This is a genomic window from Cyclobacterium xiamenense (assembly GCF_042140265.1).
Lineage (GTDB): Bacteria > Bacteroidota > Bacteroidia > Cytophagales > Cyclobacteriaceae > Cyclobacterium > Cyclobacterium xiamenense_A.
Genome location: NZ_CP159481.1, coordinates 3185798 through 3204195 on the forward strand (window position 1 = coordinate 3185798; position 18398 = coordinate 3204195).

The window sequence follows — 18398 nt, forward strand, 5'->3', positions numbered from 1 at the left end:
GTGATTGAATGTTACTCTTCGTCCAGACGCAGTGGCGACCCATTTACTACCGTCGCCAAATCGGTCGCAACGACCTGAGCATTTGCTTCCAGACCGCTATCTATGTAGGCATATTTCTGATCTTCAAATAGTATGTTTACTTCCCGAATGGCAAGTTCGCCCTCTTGCATCACCCAAACGGTATTGCCCGGCCGAATGTATTGCCGTTCCAATCGGGTTACGTTTTCCAATTCGCGCGCCTGGATCTGTACTTCCACAAATGTACCAATGATCAATGGCGGTTTACCTGGATCCGGCGCTCTCCGCATCAGGGGATCGTCTACCCGTATGATCACCCTTGCCAGCCGGGTTTGGTCGTCCAGTGAGCCGACCAGGCGTGAGACCCGTCCTTCCCGGTATTGCCCCGGCTCCCAGGCGGATGGATGCACGATTTTTACGGGCGCACCGCTCTCGGCGGTATTCTCGTCGATGTCCAGCCAATTGACTTTGGAAAGGGGTACGTTGGCCATTACCCAGTACTCATCAATCCCCACAAGCCGTCCCAGGTCCGATCCGGGAGCAATTTGCGAACCCAGGTTGACGTTTCGGGAAAGTATGTGTGCATCAAATGGAGCCCGGATACTGGCGCGATCCAGGTTTAGTGATGCCTGATTGACCGCCGCTTCGGCAGCTGCCACATTTGCTTTTGCAGCCTCCAGCTGTGGCTTGCGAAGCACTAGATTTCGGTTTTCCGGAGAAAGTTCGTCGCCAATCAATTCGTAGTCTTTCTGAGCCACGTCTTGCCGACCCAGCTCTACTTCGTAATCGGATTGCGCAAGGGCCAAGTCGCTTCGTCGAAGCATGAGTGTGTTTTCAAAGTCGGCTGGATTGATCTGTACCAGCAACTCTCCTTTTTTTACGTACGACCCGGGGACAAAACGCGTAGCGATCTGAGTAATTTCGCCTCCCACCTGATTGCTAAGCGATATATCCGTCGCCGGCTGTACGATCCCTGTGGCCACTACGGTGGGTGTAAAATCTCCCTGCTGCGCCTCGACCACATCTACCAACATGGCGGTGGTTTTGGATGCCCCCTCCATTTCTGCTTCAGGAGCCGTCCAGAAAAAAACCAGAGCCAGCAAGCTACTTCCGGCCAGTAATCCCAGGCTAATCCAAATGGTTTTTGTTTTCGTCATTTTGAGGAGATTGGATTGTCATTTTGAGTAAGGTCTGCGGGCTTGTCGGAGGACGATTCAAATCCACCAGCAAGCGACCGGTAAAGGGCCAACCGAAACAGCAGCTGGTCAAGTCGGGCTCCGACCATATCCCGTTTCAGTTGCTGCATCTGTTCCAGACTGACCAATACGTCCAGATAGGCAATGGAGCCATTCAGATATTCTACGCGCAGTTGTCGAAACGCCCGCTCGGCTAGATTCAATTGGTTTTCAAGGTAGCCAATTCGCTTCTTTTGCAAGATTTCCCGTGCTAGCGCATCCTCTACTTCCTGCAGCGCTTGCAATACCGTTTGCCCGTACAACTGAACCTGCTGTTCTCTGAAGGCTTCGGCCCGTTCTTTTTCTGCGTTTAATCGGCCACCGTAAAAAAGCGGCATGAGCAAACTACTCGTCAGGGAAGCTGCCTGGGATTCCACCAGGTTTGTAAGGGTATTGGAACGAAGGGCCCCGGTTAAATTAAAAGTCAACCGTGGATACGTATTGCTAATTGCTACCGCGACTTCCCGGTCAGCAGCGACCATGCGGTGGAAACTACTTTGAACGTCCGGGCGGCGATTGAGCAACTCCATGGGTAAACCCGTATCCGGTAAGGGACGCAAGGCAGGAAGTTTTCCTTCCTCTACCCAGGATAGGGTTCCCGGTGCTGTACCCAGCAAGACTGCCAATCGATTGCGAAGGACGCGAACCTCAATTTCTATGGCGGCAGCTTCTTCTTCGGTATTTTGTATGAGTTGTTGTTGCCGGAGAATGTCCACACCGCGTACCTGACCGCTGGCAAATCGTGCCCGGATCAAGGCAAGTACCTGTTCGTTGTACTCGGTTTGTTCCCGGATTAGTGCCAATTGTTGCTGAAATGCTTGCAAGGAAAACCAGGTCAGGGCTACCTCTCCTGCCACACTAATGGCCAGTGTCTGATAGTCCAAATAACTAGCTTGCAATCGGTTTTCCGCAGCCAATTTACTCTGCTTCACCCTGCCCCACAGGTCTACTTCGTAACTGCTGCGTAACGATAGCTGGGTGTTCTCTCCACCAACAAAATCCGGAACGGGCCTACTGGCTCCTCCTTGCAGCTCTAAAAAGACCTGTGGTACGCGTTCGGATGCGATAATGGCTACATCGCTCGCGTTTTGCGCTACCTGAAACCAGGAACTCCTGAGGTTGAGATTACTCGCAAGCGCCGTATCGATTAAGCTATTCAACTCCGGATCGTCAAAATTGCTCCACCAGTCTGCCCGTATCTCGGAGTTGCCTGTGGGCAAGGAGAACGTCTCCGGGACGGTTATGGGAATAGCGGAGGTGGTGACACGGTTTCCACAAGCTGAGCCCAGTGATAGTACGAGGAACCAGCAGAACGGACGAATAGCCAGCTTCTGAAAATGCTGGATCACAAAAACGAAAAACAAGAAATAAAAGCAATGATTTTTGGGCAAAAGACAGTTAGTTTTTAACGAAGTTACGCATTATGCCCCGGTATTCCCAAACCGCTCATCCACTTTCCATTGGGGCCACCGATCCTCGCCGGAGCGCTTGGACGCCACACATTCCCACTACAGGCCTAAGGCAAATCGGTTTGACCTGAAAAGTAATGAGACAATTTGAAGGAAATCTGAACGGCGAAAACCGATGGCCCGAATCGGCTTTTTCAAACAGATAAGTTAGGTGGAAGCGAGACATAAGTTTAAAACAGCAGACCGAAGGTGCCTTAATTTTTTGACCTTACATTGCAATATATTTTTCCGGAGCTCAACTCCAAGAGGAAGCTCCATTTCCTGGGAATACCTGCAAATCTTCGCCATCTATTTACTAGGCTAGTTGAACGAGCATTCGGCGGCATCTGGAGGAATCTAATGAATAGGTTTTCTTAGTTTTTCCAAGAGTTCCCGATAGTCAAATTGCAGGTCTTCGTGCAAGGTGGCGATGAGTTTCTCAATTTTCCCCACCTGAAGGGCATACAGGTTGTCAATGACTGGATAACGAAAATCCAAATACCCCAATTCCTCCAGTTGCTGGCATAGGTAGGCAATTAATTCAATTTTAGCGAGGGGATCTTTGGTCAATTTCAGATTCTTATTAAGAACTCTGCGAATGCTTTGTGCGGATTTTTTGGCCGTATAATAGTTGCGGGTGTTCGCCGAGAAAAAGGCATTATCGAGCTCTTCCTTTACCGTATCCACAAACAGGGAAGCGTCCTCAGAATCAAATAGTTTGAAATAAAGGAAGGTCTTGTTGTCCCGATTGAGTTTGCTTAGCTGAAGAATTAATTCGACTAACTCCCCCGGTTCCCTTTCCTGAAGTTCTTTTTTCAAACTGCTTAAACTGGGCAATTGCATGGTTCTGATGTTTCAATAAAATTTCCTGGTCCCGTAAAAGTACAGTCTTTTTCAAAGAAACGAAGCCACATTTATCGAAATTTACCGTAGACAAAAAAACCACCTCATTACTCCAGTACTTTCTCCGTTGAGGCGATCCTGAAGAAACCTGCAATGGGAACATATACTAATTATAATTAGCTGATTTAAAGATAATTAATTCATTTTACCTCGAACCTACTTGATAAGAAATCACTAATCGCAGTCGGTACAGCAAACATCCGGGACCTTGGTCAATCGCGAGCTTCGCAAGATGCGATGATGTCCCAACTCCTCGTTTACCGGGCTGTTGGTTTGGACGGAAACGGGTGAAATAGCGGCATTCGTTTCGTATCGTTGCCGGTGGCTTTGATGAAAGGCCTCCCGCTGACTGGAATTCATGAAATTTCCGGTGGATTGGGCTACGAGGGCATCTTCCAGTCCGGATACATGCTCAAAAACATTTTTAATCTGCGGCAATACTTCCACAACAATCACACTCAATGAGGCTGTGGAAGGCAATCCGTACAGTCGGAGTAGCTTACTTACTTCGGTATTTGTCCAAATGGTGGTTCCGTATTTGGTGGCGTGTTTATTCCTGGAAGTAGCTGTTTTTAGTTTTAAGAATTTACCGGCATTCGATACCACCCCCTGCCCTTTTAGGGTTTTTAAGGTGACCTGTTGTAGCAACTGCTGTTCTTGCTTGCTATAGTTATCCAGAAGGCGTTCTTGTGACTCGTTGGAGACCTGTACCCGCCAATCCAGCGGACGATCATCCAACAATATGTTGCGGTAATCCTGGTTATCTACTCGTTTTACCTGTGCATAAAGCAAAGCCCACAATTCGGTGCGAGGTGGGTTGGCCGTTACATTCTTCCCTTTATGTACCGCCACGGCATAGGGTGCAGTTACCCATATCTTGTCTTTGTCTCGATTTGGCATGCAGGATAGAACGGGGGCCGGGTGCTGAATCCCCTGCATTTTCAAACGCCGGCCAAACCGGCCCTGCGCGGTAGTCCATACCTTTTCCGTTGGGTCTGCATCCGTTTCTCCGGCCCGTTCAAAATGGCCCACCCGAAACTCATAGGTAAAAAATCCAAACATCTCATCGCTATTGGCGTGTAGACCGGGAGGCAGCGGAAGGATGTAATGAACATCGCTATCTTTACTTTTCACCATAGGCTGCATGGCATTCAAGCCTGCCATGTCGTTGGAAGAATTCGGAGAGACAATGCGGATCAATTCCGGGTCCAGCGGCAGGCGGGGCTCTTCGGGGGACTGGAGCAACGAAGGATGATTGTTGCTAAGCAACTGGTCCGGTGCCTGGGCCAACACCCGGGCAAAATAGCAATCCTGTGGATCTTCCACCGGCTTGTCAAATTCGATCCACAAATAGCGCTTTCTGGATTCACTGTTTTGGTATTTCTCATCCCGAACATAAGGGGAAAGCGCGTACCCGGCTGATACAATTTTCGGTACCTGGGCCGGCGGACTGGTAATGGGGAGAATCATTTCCACAGGTTCCATGGGATCGACTGTTGAGCCGTGGTCCGGTTTGAAGCGCGCTTCCAGCTGGTAGCTCAAGTTGATCGTATCCGGAAAAGCGCCGGGTTTGTCCCGTTTGGGTTCCACTGCGTCAAAAAATACCAGCCGCGTACTGTTGCGCTGCGGGCCATCCAAGGATTCGAATGAAGCCGTTCGAATCAATTTGAGCGTTCCAGCAACTGCGTCTGTTTCTCCATCTCCTGAATCATGTGTGAACTTTTTGGAACGCTTCAGCAAGAAAGCCTCCGTTTCCAGGGCATCCCACATCCAATCCCGCCCAAGTTCGTAGTTAAGGCAAACCAACCAATGGTTGAACAAATCCCCCTTGGAAGCAAAGGTAATGGAAGAACCATCCGGTGCAAGACTGTGCCGGATACGGCTGCTGCAGCCAAAAACGACGCGCTTTCCTTTAGGCGCATACAAGGTCAAGCCATTGCTCTGCAGTTGCAGTCGGTTTGCCAATTGCTCAATATTGCTGGTCTGTGCTTCCTGCTTCCGGCCAAGCAAGAGGCTGTTCCAGGTTCCATCAAATACCGTGCTCGCATCGGGACGCATGTAAATGCCCTGCAATGCGGGAATGCCGGCAGTTTGCACCAGTAATCCGGTTTCGTCCTGAGAGGGCTGGTAGAGCAATACGGAGAAGGATGCACCGTACCGAACGTCCATTTCCGGATTATCGTTGTCCAAAACACCATAGTAGGCCTCGGTTTGTGCTTCGGTCTCTTTATCTTCACAAACCGCCCGAATGGTCAGCCGGGCCGTTCGGGCAGTGGGCAACACCAATTCGGTGAGCTGGTCGATATCCGCTCCCAAACCAAGGTCCTGTGCCAGGTTTTCGCTGGCTCCGGTACCGAGTACCTTGTCCGTTCCCTGGATATCCCGATAGACGATGGGAATGGCAAGACTGGCTTCGTACTGCGTTTCATCGTTTTGAATGGGGGGGAAATACCGGTAGGTGGTGTAGAGGTGCACGTAATCGTCCTTGCCTGAAACACTGTCCAACTTATCGAGTTTAAGGCTGGCAATTTCCACGATGATTTCCACACGGTTCACGTCCGGGTCGGCAATGCCCAATCCGACCCGGTGTTCGGCGTCGGCTGCCGCAGTACTCAGCCCCAGATTAGACTGTGCGGAGAGTCTCCCGATTGGGTCAGCGTATTTGCCGGTGTAGACCACCGCGGGGTAGCCTAGTTTGGGCCTTCGGATGGTGAGCATTTCCAAGTCGTTGGGTCCATCCACCCCTGTGACGGGATGCACCTCCCCTGGCGCAGCCTGCGGGTTGGATTCTACTTCAAGAATGCGGGGTTGGATCGGAGCGATGTACCTTTTGAAACGGCAGTATCCGATATCGGAAGGGGTTTCGTTCACGGGCTGTCGCGCAATGGACGGACAGCCGCCGCTGATATCCTGAAGGCGTACCCGGAATTCATAAGCTTCTCCATACCGCAGCCTGGCAGTCAGGTTTCCCGCCTGGTAGATTTCATTGAGCCGGTTTTGCGCTCCTCCGGTTACGCCTGTTCCGGTGGTCACCGGGTTACCGGCTTTGTCGGTGGCTGGCTGCCCCTCCGGATCGGCATCCAAATTGGGGTGCGTAGTTTGGTAGACCCTGGCCGCATCCGCATCGGGTAGCACCATGCTGTTTCCAGTCCAGTTGGCAAAGTACATGGGCAACCAATAAGGTTGAGGCTGCCCCAGGACCTGTTCGCTTCCGTCAAGCTGCATGGGATAAACCTGATAGGGCAATTCCCCCGAGAAATCACCCAGAACAATGCCCTCACCCGGGTTGCCCGGATCTCGGCTCAGGGTAAAAGTACTTCGATTGCTCACTTGGTTCAGCGATTCCCAAGGGCCCGGTGTACCGCCTTCTCCTGCTTGCTGGCGCACATCGATAACGAACCCGTGTACGCCGATGGGTGCGTCCAGCCGTTTGACCGGACCGCTAACACTAGGGTCTTCGGAAAGTTGGCGGAGGTACCAGTTGAGCAACTGCAAATCGTCCCAGCCTAGCTGAATGCCAGCATCTTTTAGCGGATAGGATCCATCCGGTTCTTCGATCAGGGGATCGCGGTGCGGCGCCTGGTGGCAATGCACGGTTTTGGCAAAGCCATCGTCGTAAATGGCCGTTTCTATAAACAAGTCATCGTAATTGCCGTCGTGAACGGAAAGCACAGGATACAATTGAGCGGCAAAAACCTGCCGCGGTTCGCCAGGCCGCAAGATAGGAATGCGGGCAGCATACCGTTTGATAAATGCTTCTTCTGCGACGAATTGAGGCATAAAACTACTTCCTTCGGCCAGATCCAGGTATAGAAAGCCACCGTCAGGAAAGGTGTCGGCAGCAATTGGTAGGCGAAAGGAATAGATGAAACCGGCCGCTCTTGCGAGTAGCGGCTGACGCAGAATATGCGCAAATACCTTTCCCCAGCTGATTGAGGGGCCACTTCGCTGAAATCCTTGGTGAAATTTGGCCCCTTTCACGGCACAGTGATAGGTATCGTCGGTAAAGGCATTTTTATTGTTGATGGCCTTGAGTCCGGTTGCTTTCAGAAAAGTCCTGGGTAGGTGCTTGTACACCGAAACGTTGCGTGGCCGCGGCGCCTGAAATTGCCGGGACTGGGGTATGGCTGCCAGGCTTGCGTTGGTATTAACCATGTTTTGATCGGCTATCTGAAGGTGATTGGCCATGGCTTCGAAAATCTCCCTGGGATTCGCTGGAGATTGGGTGCTAACCGGAATGGCATCGGTGAGAGCTTGAGGCTGCGGCAGTGGGTTGGTCCCAAATCCCTGTATTACCTGGGCTCCAAAGGAAAAATTGGCATCCGCGAACGCTTCCGTGGCATCGGGAATCGCTGGCTGTTGCCCGGTAATGATCGGGCTCAGCGGGTTGTGGTCCCGTGGAAGCACGACAATGTTTACCTGCAATTCGTTTCCGTCAAAATACTGCGGAAAGGTCATGATGGACAGTCGTTGATTCGGATTCATGGTAAAAATGAATTAGGCAATCCGGCGTTGCTCCTGCCAGGATTCGGTGAAACTAATGTTGATAATAAATGCGATGCTGATATCCAGACCAAAGGTGACCTGGCACTGCATATCCGTACGTGAACCTCCGGCGGGTAGTGCCTTTTTGGCATAGGTACCCTTGGCTTCAATGCGAATGGTGATGGATACAATACCCCCCAAAATCTCCGCATGCCCCTGGAAAAGCAGAAATGCCGAGACTTCGACGATCCCCTCGGCAATAAAGATTTCCGCTCCTACGACGAACAAGACGCTGACGTTTCCGGCTACCGGTAGCCCTACTACGATTTGTGCACCAAATCCAAATTTCATCCGTAAGGAAGGACCCAGTTGGGTATCCGCGGCTATGTCTACCTCTGCCTGCCCAATGGCGTAGATGGTTGCGGCAGAAACAGAGACACACATCACGGATAGCCGCCCGTAGAATCCCAGCACCCCGCCGGCAGAGGGCAGTAAGTCGTTGGCATTGGTGGTGACTTTCAACGCGGCATTGAAATAGGCACCGATCTTCAGGCCCGCCTCCAGTTTAAAGGGCGTATTCGGATCGTTGTAGACGGCATCAGGTACAGGAAATCGAATGACTGGGATTTCCTTGGAGGCCTCAAATTTGTATTCCCAGCTACCCGCTTTGTTGCTCATGGCCAATTGAAGCCCGTTCTGCACGGCTTCTCCGTAATTGCCGTCCTGCAGGCTTTGCAGAATTTCCAGCAGGTCTACCAGTGGATCCAGCTCTGGAGCAAATTCCAGATCGGGTTTGGGGTAGGTGGCTTCCTTTCCTTTTTCGGAATCCCAATTACCCCGGATGGTCATGAGCCGCTTGATACCGGCCAGGTCAATCACCAGGCCGATATTGTTCATTTTGCTTTTCCAGCTTTCGGTGACCGAATTGATGTCAAAATCCAGGGAACCGGGTGCTTCTATGTTGCCATTTTTATCCTTTTTCGCATACTCTATGTAAATCCGAAAATTGCCGTCCCCTACATCAATCAATTCAAACTCCGTAGGAAGGTCAAAGAATTCCTCCGGATTGTGCAGGAGCTGTAGTCCCTGCTCCTTTACATTGTTCAGCGTATCCTGTACGTCCATTAGTTCGAAAACATCCTGCCCCAAATCCTGGAGGGCATTTAAATCGAAAGGAATCGAACCGTTTTTCTTCATCAGAATGGCCTCTCCCAGTGTTTCCAAAGAGAAATTGTCCCCGGGTCCGATGTTGGGAAAGATACCTTTGGTATTCACGATGCGAAACGCGTCCACAAACAAGGGAGGTGTCTTGCTGAGGAGCTTTTTCAGCCCTTTTTGAAAAGAGGGGGTTAAAAGCAGCGCCTTTTGAGTATCCGTGCTTTGAAGAAAACCGTAATTCACGGTGCCGTTGACCGGTTGGCGAAGTAATTCCATCGGTTCGGCGATACGGGTAAGTACGGCATCCACTGGCGTGTCGATTTTTACCGAGTCCCCGTCTTTGATGAGTTTTCCAGGCCGGATGACCGGAATACCAAAATTGGGTGGAACCGGGCTCACTTCTCCATTGGCGCGCTCGTGTCGAACCATGGACCAGCTGCCGTCTTTTGGCAGCAAGACATTGCCCCTGCCTGCCAGGCAAAATACCGGATCGGAGCCGTTTGGTGCAAAAGAATTGTTGAAATCAAAGTGGCTGAAACGCATTTTCTGGGCACTTCCGACCAACTCTACTTCGCAATCGATCGCCCCTCCAATTGTCCCTTGCCGCTGGACCAATTGTCTCAGAGCAGTGTTGTTTAACGGGAAACCTTTTGGCCCGAGTTGCACGAAGCCTAAAATCCGCCTGGAAGGAACCAAATCCTTTTCTCCGTCTGCGGTGGTTTTGGTTTGCATGCCCGCCGTGCAGCCTTCGATCTCCACATCAGCGTCGAAGTATACCGGTTGCAACTTGACATCGAAATTTTGGGGCGTGGATACTTCCATACCCAGTTGGTCTACCGATTCGGCAAACAGTATGTTTTCTTCAAAAGGCGCTACTTCCGCTGTTTCCACAATATTAGAGACATTGTACAAGCCCTTGACAAGTCCCGGATGAATCGCAAACTCGGCCATTTTTTCCACCGCTTTCAACTGCGGTTCGGGATTTTCCGGCGGTCCTCCGGGAAAGGCAGGATTCGTTTCGTACACGTAGTACCTGAAATCAAACTTTCCGTCGCTTTCCGCACGCCAGCCACTGTCAAAGCGGTACACGTATCCGGAACTTACCCGAAAAAGGGTGATAGTTCGCACCACCTTGATGGCCCAGGGATAAAGAATACTTTTTACCTGAATGATCTCGTGGGAGCAGCGCCCAAGCATTACGTCGAATTTTGCCTGACTGGTTTCCGCAACGGCCGCTTTGGTGTTCAGCCAATTGCTAAACATACTTGCACCGTATCCACTTAGGTCCATTCGGGTGACCGGTACACCACGTTGCTTGAATAGTTCAAAAGGGTAATTACTATCGTAAAAAAACTCCCGGTTAAAAATATCGGTCACGCTGCCTCCCAGGGTACTCGTTCCGGTGGCGTTTCCCAAAAAGTCCAGCACGTTGTTCAGCTGAACCGTTGTGCCCATAAACATCTCACTGTCTCCTTCCCGCAGGGGAGTTCCAGCATCCATGCGAAGCTGCAGGCCGGATTGCATGGCGTTCTCAAAGTTAATTTTGGTTTCTCTCAGATTACCACCTTCCCGATCCACGTTATTAAACCGGTAGTTTTCGGTAAGCAGGGCCGCTGCTTTCATCCCAAAAGGCAGGGTAAAAAAGGAAAACGCCCGGAAATCGGTATCTTTTTCACGCTTCTCCAACAAAAAATCAGTCAGCGGAAGCGGTGCAAGTACGACTTTTTCTTTCCCGTTATTGGCGATGCGGGTAGGACCTCCGTCATTGGGATAGTAGTTAAAGCCCCCCGCCGGGTCCCCCGGAATGGGCCCATCTGGCGGCGGTGCCGGCGGAGACAAGTTGATTACAGGCTCCCAGGATATCTGAGGAACAGTAAAGGCCCGGACATTTTCTCCGTTGCTCACCACGTCCAGCCCCTGCACCTGCAGGGAGAAAAAACTATACGATACTTCGCCTGTGACGGGATCTCGTTCGGTGTCTACGCGAAACTGCCGGCGGTCTAACAGATCAAAACTGATGCCGAAAAGATCCGCATTGGTGCTGACGTCCAGTAACGCGAAAACATCTCGCCGGTGCCGGTGGGTCTCTTTATCCCACTGGCTTCCATAGTCCGGCAGGGGGTTGCGGCCGGCTGCTGCTGCTGCCCTGCTGGCCGTGATTGCAACGCTTGATAATGCCTGGGGCTCGAAGAGTTCCAGGGACTGGGAGAAGCTGAGTGCCGACAACCGGTTTGCGGGATTTTCCAGATCTGCCTGAACCGAGGGGAAACCGGTTGCGCTGTTGATGATTCCCGAAAAATTTCCCGGGCTATTGGTCTCAGGCGAGGGGGTATTGGCATCGGATGCACTTTCCAGGGAAATTCCCCCAAAGAGTTGTCCTAAAGGAGAAAAATGAAAGGTCACCTCAACGTCATCGCCCGCTGTTGTTGCGGTCCAGCTGGTTTTTCCCTGGAGCCAGCCCTGCAAGGGTGTCCCTACTGTGCCGGGAAGACCGGCGCTATCCGGACGAAATTGGGAGCGAATCAGGCCCAGATTGGCAGCATAGGGATCGGGTAAGGTGGGAATATAGGCCAACAGCCCGAAGGAAAGAAACAGTGATCCTTCGTATACCTTGGAAAATTCTTCCGTCACCTTTCCAAATAACAGGCAACCGTTGGGTTGAGTTACTTTAAACAACGCATTGCTCAATGCCAGGGCCATTTGTATCGGCTGGTAGGGATCTGTATTGGTAATTTCCCCGGCATCTGCAATCAGGTTATCGTCGTATACGTAAGCCAGCCGATTTTCAGATGTGGCCGACAGGATCAGCAAGGAATGTTTGGATTGGACCGGCGGAGGACTGCCATCTACTTTTACCGGCCGGTCCACTTGAAAATCAGCATCGCAAAACCTTAAAAGGATCTCGCTCCCATTTGAATGACTCACATAAAGCAAGGGCCCAGGCTTTGGAAAAGTCAATTGTACCCGGGAGGGTACTACCTGCTCGGGCGCTTGCCAGAGTTCCAACACCTGGCTCGCATGGGGATTGCCTACATTGAAATCAGCTAACAGCAATTGTCCGGGTGAGGCAAGAAAATGGGTTTGCGATAGCTGGAAGCCATTTCCTTTCAATCCCTTCCAGGAATTGACCAACCCCGGGCCGGTGCGCAGGTACAGGTGCCCCGTTCCTTCCGGGATGGTCGGTTGATTTAGGTCCAATTGGGTCAGTGGTAAAAGCCAACCAGTCTGTTCCAATGCCGCTTTGTTTCGCAAATAGTTAAAGTCCGACTCGGGCTGCTCCAGGACTATTTCTTTTGCTGAGGATTGAAAGGGAATCAGAATGCGCTGCAGCAATGGGTGGTAGCTAAGTGGTTCATTTTTTAACCAGGTAAATGCGAGCTTTTGTCCCATCAATTGACAGGCTGCCTTAGCCATGCGCGTGATGGAAGCTGTATTTCCCGAAATTCGCAAAATCAACCTGGAAGGAAAGGTAAGTTTCATCTCCGACGCGGCGTTTCCGTTGGGAGCGGTTTTGTCAGCAGGAGGTGCTTCCGGCTGTTCCAGAGTTAGATCAAGATCGACGGTGCCGTTGATCGGAATGGTTAGTTTTTTGTTGGTGCTTTTGGGCGCATGACTGAATGTTAACGTACCGGACTGTAGGGTCAGGCCGACAAAAGATCCTTCCGGTGCATTGGGAGAAAGCAGTCGTGCGTTGATCCAGATACCGCCTTTTGCCAGGCTGTATTCGATCTGCTTACTGCTTAACGCCCGCCTGGTCCGTATACCTCCTGCCGCTTTTGCTTGCTGATAAAGTAGGATTGGAGAGGCGATACCCTGCTTGTAAAGTGCCTTAAACGTACCGATAGGCAAAAAATCGAACCAAAACTGTCTACCGTCAATTCCCTGCAGCGGGCCGATCGTCTGGTCCACCTTTGATCCCGCAGACCAGTCTGCTACCGATTGCGGAAGTAGCGGATCCCGCAACGGCAAATCTCTACGAAATACATTGAACTGGGTTTCTGGTTCCCGTTTTTTTCGCGCCTTCTCGATGGTTTGGATGGCCTTCTTCTGCGCGTCACCAAGCGATTCCGCCTGAAACAAGTCCGACTTTTCGATAGAGAAAGGATTGGGTCGTAGCTTGGACGGGTTGCCTTCCAGGTGCGTCCGGGTAAGCAATTTATTCAACTGTACAGAAGCTTTTTTGTCCTTAGGAGTGCTCAGGCGAAGGGGCCCAAGCAAACCGGATAGGGCGGCTTTGATTGCTGGTTTTTTCATGGCGGAGGGTTTGCTTGCCGAAAAATCAAAAACAGTAGATTGTGGATAGGGTATCTTCCAGCCTACTATAACGTAAGGTAGCTGTATACCCAGAAAGGCGCAATCCCCATTTTTGGGGATTTTTAGATCAAGTCAGATTTAGAGGCTTCCTTGATAAGTTGGGCGGTGTTTTTGACAGCAAACTTTTCGATCAGGTGTTTGCGATGCGTAATGGCTGTATGGATACTGATAAACAGCCGATCGGCAATTTCCCTGGAAGAATATCCCTCGCCGATCAAGCGCAATACTTCTTTTTCCCTATTGGATATATCGCAGATTTGCTTTTGGGTGGAAAAGCGAAAATGAGAAAGTGCATTTTCAATTCGCTCTTTATTCGAAAAGTCATATAAATAGCTGATTAACAGATTTTTATAAGGACTCATTAGAAGAGATACCTGATGCTGTAGCAGGTACCACTTGTGCTGGGAATCCTGAATATGGTAAGAAAAAATCGGGCCCAATAGCCCACGATCAAAGAAATCTTGTTTACCGGTGATGTGTTCGATGGCTGTTCGGATGCCTGGTAATTCCTCCGGCTTGATTTGATTAAACCAAAAATCCCAACCTCCTTTCGTCAATTCCTGCTTGCTGTAGCCCAAAATCGCAACAAAAGAATCGGTGTGGTACAAAAATCGTTTCTTAACGTTGTCAAATACGCTTACCATTAAATGTTGCTCTCCTTCACAACAACAAGAAAGTGCGTGGATTTCCTCCCGGGACAAAGTGGCATTGCTTCTGTTTTCCGTTCGCATCCGATTCAATAAAGGGTTATCTAATCAAGGGTATACAGGGTAATATACACAAAAAGTTAGAGAAAAAGCCAGTATTGAATGGCATTTTTATGCATATCCATTTTACGGTGCTTTCTCCCCCATTTTATTATTTTCACCAAATAGTACCTTGATAAGCCGGGTATTTTCCGTACATTTCGTATACAAACTAAAATTTTCAACCAATGTGGGAAGACAACGATACGCGGCAATATTTGGTAGTCGTCAACCATGAAGAGCAATACAGTATCTGGCCGGCGGACCGCGAACTTCCGTTAGGATGGAATGCGGTAGGGAAAGCTGGCAAAAAACAGGAATGCCTGGACTACATCGAAGAAGTTTGGACAGATATGCGGCCACTCTCTTTGCGAAAAAAAATGGAGGAAATGCAGCGCAATCGGGAAAAAGACAGCTAAATTCCTTTGTAGAAAACCCAATTAACTTCCAAAACACGAAAATTCATGGGCATGCGCATGAGCCTACAGGCTTTGGTACTTATGGCTTTTTTGATCCTGGGCGATTCCTTTTTTGCGTTGGGCAACGAGCTGGACACCATTCGCCACCGGGTAATCGCCGAATTGTTAAAAACGGAGATCTCGGAGACAAAGGTACAAGATATACTGAGCCGAATGAGTTCCGATGGCTCCTTTCCAGATATCAATTACGAAGATTTGAGCCGAACAGCGGGGTTTCCTCACCGACGCCATACCGCGGATTTGGTGTATCTGGCAACGGCCTATCGCAAACCCTCCTCTTCGTTCTATAAAGACCAGCAGCTGAAGCAAGGGATCACCCGCTCCCTGGAGTACTGGGTGGAAAACGATTTCTTTGGCGATAACTGGCACAACAACCAAATATCCACTCCCACCAATTTGGTAAACCTGATGCTGCTAATCGGTGAGGAATTACCTGATGATTTGGTGCGGCGAGCGCAGCCCATTATCGGACGGGCGCACATGAACGCCTCCGGTGCGCGTCCCAGTGGGGACCGCATCGTCATCGCAGGCATCCTGGCCAAAAACCTGTTGTTTACCGGAGATAAAGCGGCGTTTGACGAGGTAATCTCCATCATTGCCAACGAAATCAAGTTTTCCACGGGAAAGCGGGGCATGCAACACGACTACAGTTTTCACCATCGTGTAGACCGGGTAAACAATACCACCTCTTATGGGTATGGCAAGTACGCCAATGCCTTCGGTGAATGGGCGGATTATGTGGCCGGTACTTCCTATGCCTTCGAAACTGACCGAATCAATCAGTTGGTAGACTATTACCTGGACGGTGTCTACAAGCAACTGGTCTATGGCATTTACGAAGACATCAGTGTAAAAAACCGGGCCATTTCCAATCAAACCAGCTTTCAGCCGAAAGGTACGGTGGAGATCGAACGACTTTTGCGCAGTACCGATTACCGGAAAGCGGAGCTCGAAGAAATCATACAGCTACGTAAAGGCGAACGCTCCCCTACCCGGGCTTTCGCAAAATTTTTCTGGCAGACCGAACATTTTGTTCTCCAGCGCCCCGATTACTATACCACTGTTCGCATGTTTTCCAGTCGCAATCGTAACATGGAGATTCCCTACAATGGTCCTGGAATTACCACGCACCACCGTGCGGACGGAACCAATTACTTGCAGCTTAAAGGCGACGAATACCATGACATTTGGCCGGTATACGATTGGCAGAAAATTTCAGGTACCACCGTCCTTCAAAAACCGGAGCTGCACGGCCCCGATGAGATACAAATGGATGGGTTGACCGATTTTGTGGGGGCTGCTGAAGACGGGTATTTTGGAGCCGTCGGTTTTGATTTTATTAGCCCTCACGACGACACGCGGGCTAAAAAGAGCTGGTTTTTCTTCGACCGGGTCTACGTTTGCCTTGGAGCGGGAATTGCTTCGGATAAGCCGCATCCCGTGGCCACGACTGTGGATCAAGTACTACTCCGGGGGGCGATTCGGATACAGCAAAAAGGCAGCATTCCCCGGGTACTGCCAGAGGGAGAACACGAACTTCCAGCGGTGGAATGGTTGTACCACGACCGTGTGGGATATTGGTTTCCTGACCAACCCAGGCTTCAGGTCAAGAACAAGGTTGAGCGGGGCAGTTGGGCCGATATCACCGATCAGAAAAATATTTCTACCGAAGAAATCCGCAAAAAGGTCCTTACCATTTATTTTGATCATGGCATTCAGCCTCAGGAGGCCAGGTACGCCTATCTGGTTGCTCCGGGTATCAATAGTGAAGAACTTGCCTCCCTTCCAACATCCGGGTTAACCATCCTGGCCAATAATCAGCAACAGCAAGCCGTGTACCATCCTGGTTTGGAACAAACCCAGGCAGTGTTTTATCAGGCAGGCGCTCTTTCCCTGGAAGAGTCGCGGGAGCTGACGGTAGCGCAGCCAGGGATCGTGTTGTTAACCGGAAAAGGAAACGCGTACAGGTCCTTAACGGTAGCCGATCCCTTACGATCAGCGGACGTTTTTACGATCCAACTTCCGGGCCGGTACGAGATATCTTCAGCGGGCGTGACAGCCGCGTGGGACAGCGCTTTGAATAACACGCGGCTTACCATTGAATTACCTCAAGGCGTGTATGGCGGAAAATCAGTAACGGTAGAACTGCAGCGCCGTAACGACTAAGTTTATTTTGAAAATTAATTCAGGTTGTATGCCTTCGGAAAAAAATCGATCACTTTAACTTTATTACTTCTTTAGATATTTATTGCATGCGAATACTACCGGTCAAACTCATAATTCCCTTCATTTGGTTACCTATATTATTGGCCACAAATACGCTCCCAGCTCAACAGCCTCCCAATATTATTCTTATTTTGGCGGATGATCTGGGCTACGAGGTACTGCCGGCCTATGGCAACCGGGAGCACGACACCCCCGCACTGGACCGTATGGCCGCCGGCGGAATGGTCTTCGAAAATGCCCATGCCATGCCCCTATGTACCCCCTCCCGGGTGCAACTGATGACTGGGAAATACAATTTTAGAAATTATATTGGCTTTGGATTGCTTGATCCTAACGAGAAAACCATGGCACACTGGCTGAAGGAGCAGGGCTATGCCACCTGTGTAGTAGGTAAGTGGCAACTGTATGGCAATGCCCGGCAGCAAGCTTTGGCTGGCGGAAAAGTCGGCAGCCTTCCCGAGGAAGCGGGCTTTGATGCCTACCGGCTGTGGCAAGTGCGCGACCGGGGATCGCGGTACAAAGATCCCTTGTTGGAAACCAACGGCAGCGGGCTGGAGAAGTTCGATGGGCGGTACGGTCCGGACCTGTTTGTCGAATACCTGGAAAGTTTTGTCGAGCAGCGGGTAGCCCAACCCTTCTTCGCCTATTTCCCCATGGCCCTGACTCATGATCCCTTTGAGCCCTACCCGGGTTCCCCCGAATTTGCTTCGTACGACCCCGAAGACCCGGTCAATGACCCGCGGTATTTTCCAGGCATGGTCAGCTACATGGATAAGCTGGTCGGACAGATCGTGGACAAAGTAGCGGAACTTGGGCTGGCAGAGAACACACTGATACTGTTTGTGGGCGATAACGGTACCGACCGTAATGTGGTAACCAATTTTAAGGGGCAGGAATTGCGCGGAAACAAGGGGTATACCAACGATCTGGGCACACACGTACCAATGGTGGCGTATTGGCCGGGGACGGTGGCTGCTGGCAGCCGAAACAAAAATCTGATCGATCTGACGGATTTTTTGCCAAGCCTGCTGGAAGCAACGGGGCAGGAACCGGATGAGCTACCGGGATCACTGGATGGGATTAGTTTTTTTTCCCAACTGACACAACCGGCATACAGTGGACCGGTCCGGGAATGGGTATTTTGCCATTACGCGCCGAATTGGGGAAACTTCCCACCGCGCACATTTGTGCACGATACGGATTGGAAGTATTACGCCAACGGCGAAATTTACGATCTACGAAACGATTTGCTGGAAACGCAGCCGCTTGATTTTACCGATTTGGATGCAAGTGGTAAAAAAACAGTCCGCAAATTCCGTAAGGTACTGAAGCAGATGCGGTAGCAATTATTGGGCTCTCATTGTTTCGTGCGGGCCAGTTCGCATC

General features: G+C 50.6%; 9 protein-coding genes. 3 read left to right on the forward strand and 6 right to left on the reverse strand.

Going from position 1 to position 18398, the window contains the following annotated elements:
- Window positions 1-11: 11 nt before the first annotated feature.
- The 6 genes from ABWH99_RS13130 to ABWH99_RS13155 all read right to left on the reverse strand — a co-directional run bounded on the left by ABWH99_RS13130 (window position 12) and on the right by ABWH99_RS13155 (window position 14292).
- Window positions 12-1175 carry an efflux RND transporter periplasmic adaptor subunit gene (locus ABWH99_RS13130; RefSeq protein ID WP_375582309.1) on the reverse strand — a complete coding sequence of 388 codons (1164 nt, stop codon included), beginning with the start codon at window positions 1173-1175 and terminating at the stop codon, window positions 12-14.
- Window positions 1172-2644 (reverse strand): efflux transporter outer membrane subunit, encoded by a 1473-nt coding sequence (locus ABWH99_RS13135; protein WP_375582310.1) that lies wholly within the window; start codon window positions 2642-2644, stop codon window positions 1172-1174. Before ABWH99_RS13135 ends, ABWH99_RS13130 begins: the two co-directional genes overlap by 4 nt.
- A 414-nt stretch (window positions 2645-3058) precedes the next feature.
- A complete protein-coding gene (locus tag ABWH99_RS13140) occupies window positions 3059-3544 on the reverse strand; it encodes a hypothetical protein (protein ID WP_375582311.1) in 486 nt (161 codons plus the stop codon).
- A 234-nt stretch (window positions 3545-3778) separates the two neighbouring features.
- Entirely contained in the window at window positions 3779-8089 is a 4311-nt protein-coding gene (locus ABWH99_RS13145) for a hypothetical protein (protein ID WP_375582312.1), read from the reverse strand.
- A 12-nt stretch (window positions 8090-8101) separates the two neighbouring features.
- Window positions 8102-13501: a hypothetical protein gene (locus ABWH99_RS13150; RefSeq protein ID WP_375582313.1), complete on the reverse strand. Its 5400-nt coding sequence runs from the start codon at window positions 13499-13501 to the stop codon at window positions 8102-8104.
- Window positions 13502-13623: 122 nt separating this feature from the next.
- Window positions 13624-14292, reverse strand: a complete 669-nt coding sequence (locus tag ABWH99_RS13155; RefSeq protein ID WP_375582314.1) for a LuxR C-terminal-related transcriptional regulator — start codon at window positions 14290-14292, stop codon at window positions 13624-13626.
- Window positions 14293-14495: 203 nt separating this feature from the next.
- Between ABWH99_RS13155 and ABWH99_RS13160 the strand changes: the two genes are divergently transcribed.
- The 3 genes from ABWH99_RS13160 (at window position 14496) to ABWH99_RS13170 (ending at window position 18355) form a co-directional block, all read left to right on the forward strand.
- On the forward strand, window positions 14496-14726 hold the full coding sequence (locus ABWH99_RS13160) for an MbtH family protein (protein ID WP_375582315.1): 231 nt from the start codon (window positions 14496-14498) through the stop codon (window positions 14724-14726).
- 51 nt (window positions 14727-14777) lie between these two features.
- Window positions 14778-16952 carry a polysaccharide lyase family 8 super-sandwich domain-containing protein gene (locus ABWH99_RS13165; protein ID WP_375582316.1) on the forward strand — a complete coding sequence of 725 codons (2175 nt, stop codon included), beginning with the start codon at window positions 14778-14780 and terminating at the stop codon, window positions 16950-16952.
- Between the two features lie 140 nt (window positions 16953-17092).
- A complete protein-coding gene (locus ABWH99_RS13170) occupies window positions 17093-18355 on the forward strand; it encodes a sulfatase-like hydrolase/transferase (protein ID WP_375582317.1) in 1263 nt (420 codons plus the stop codon).
- Window positions 18356-18398 lie beyond the last annotated feature (43 nt).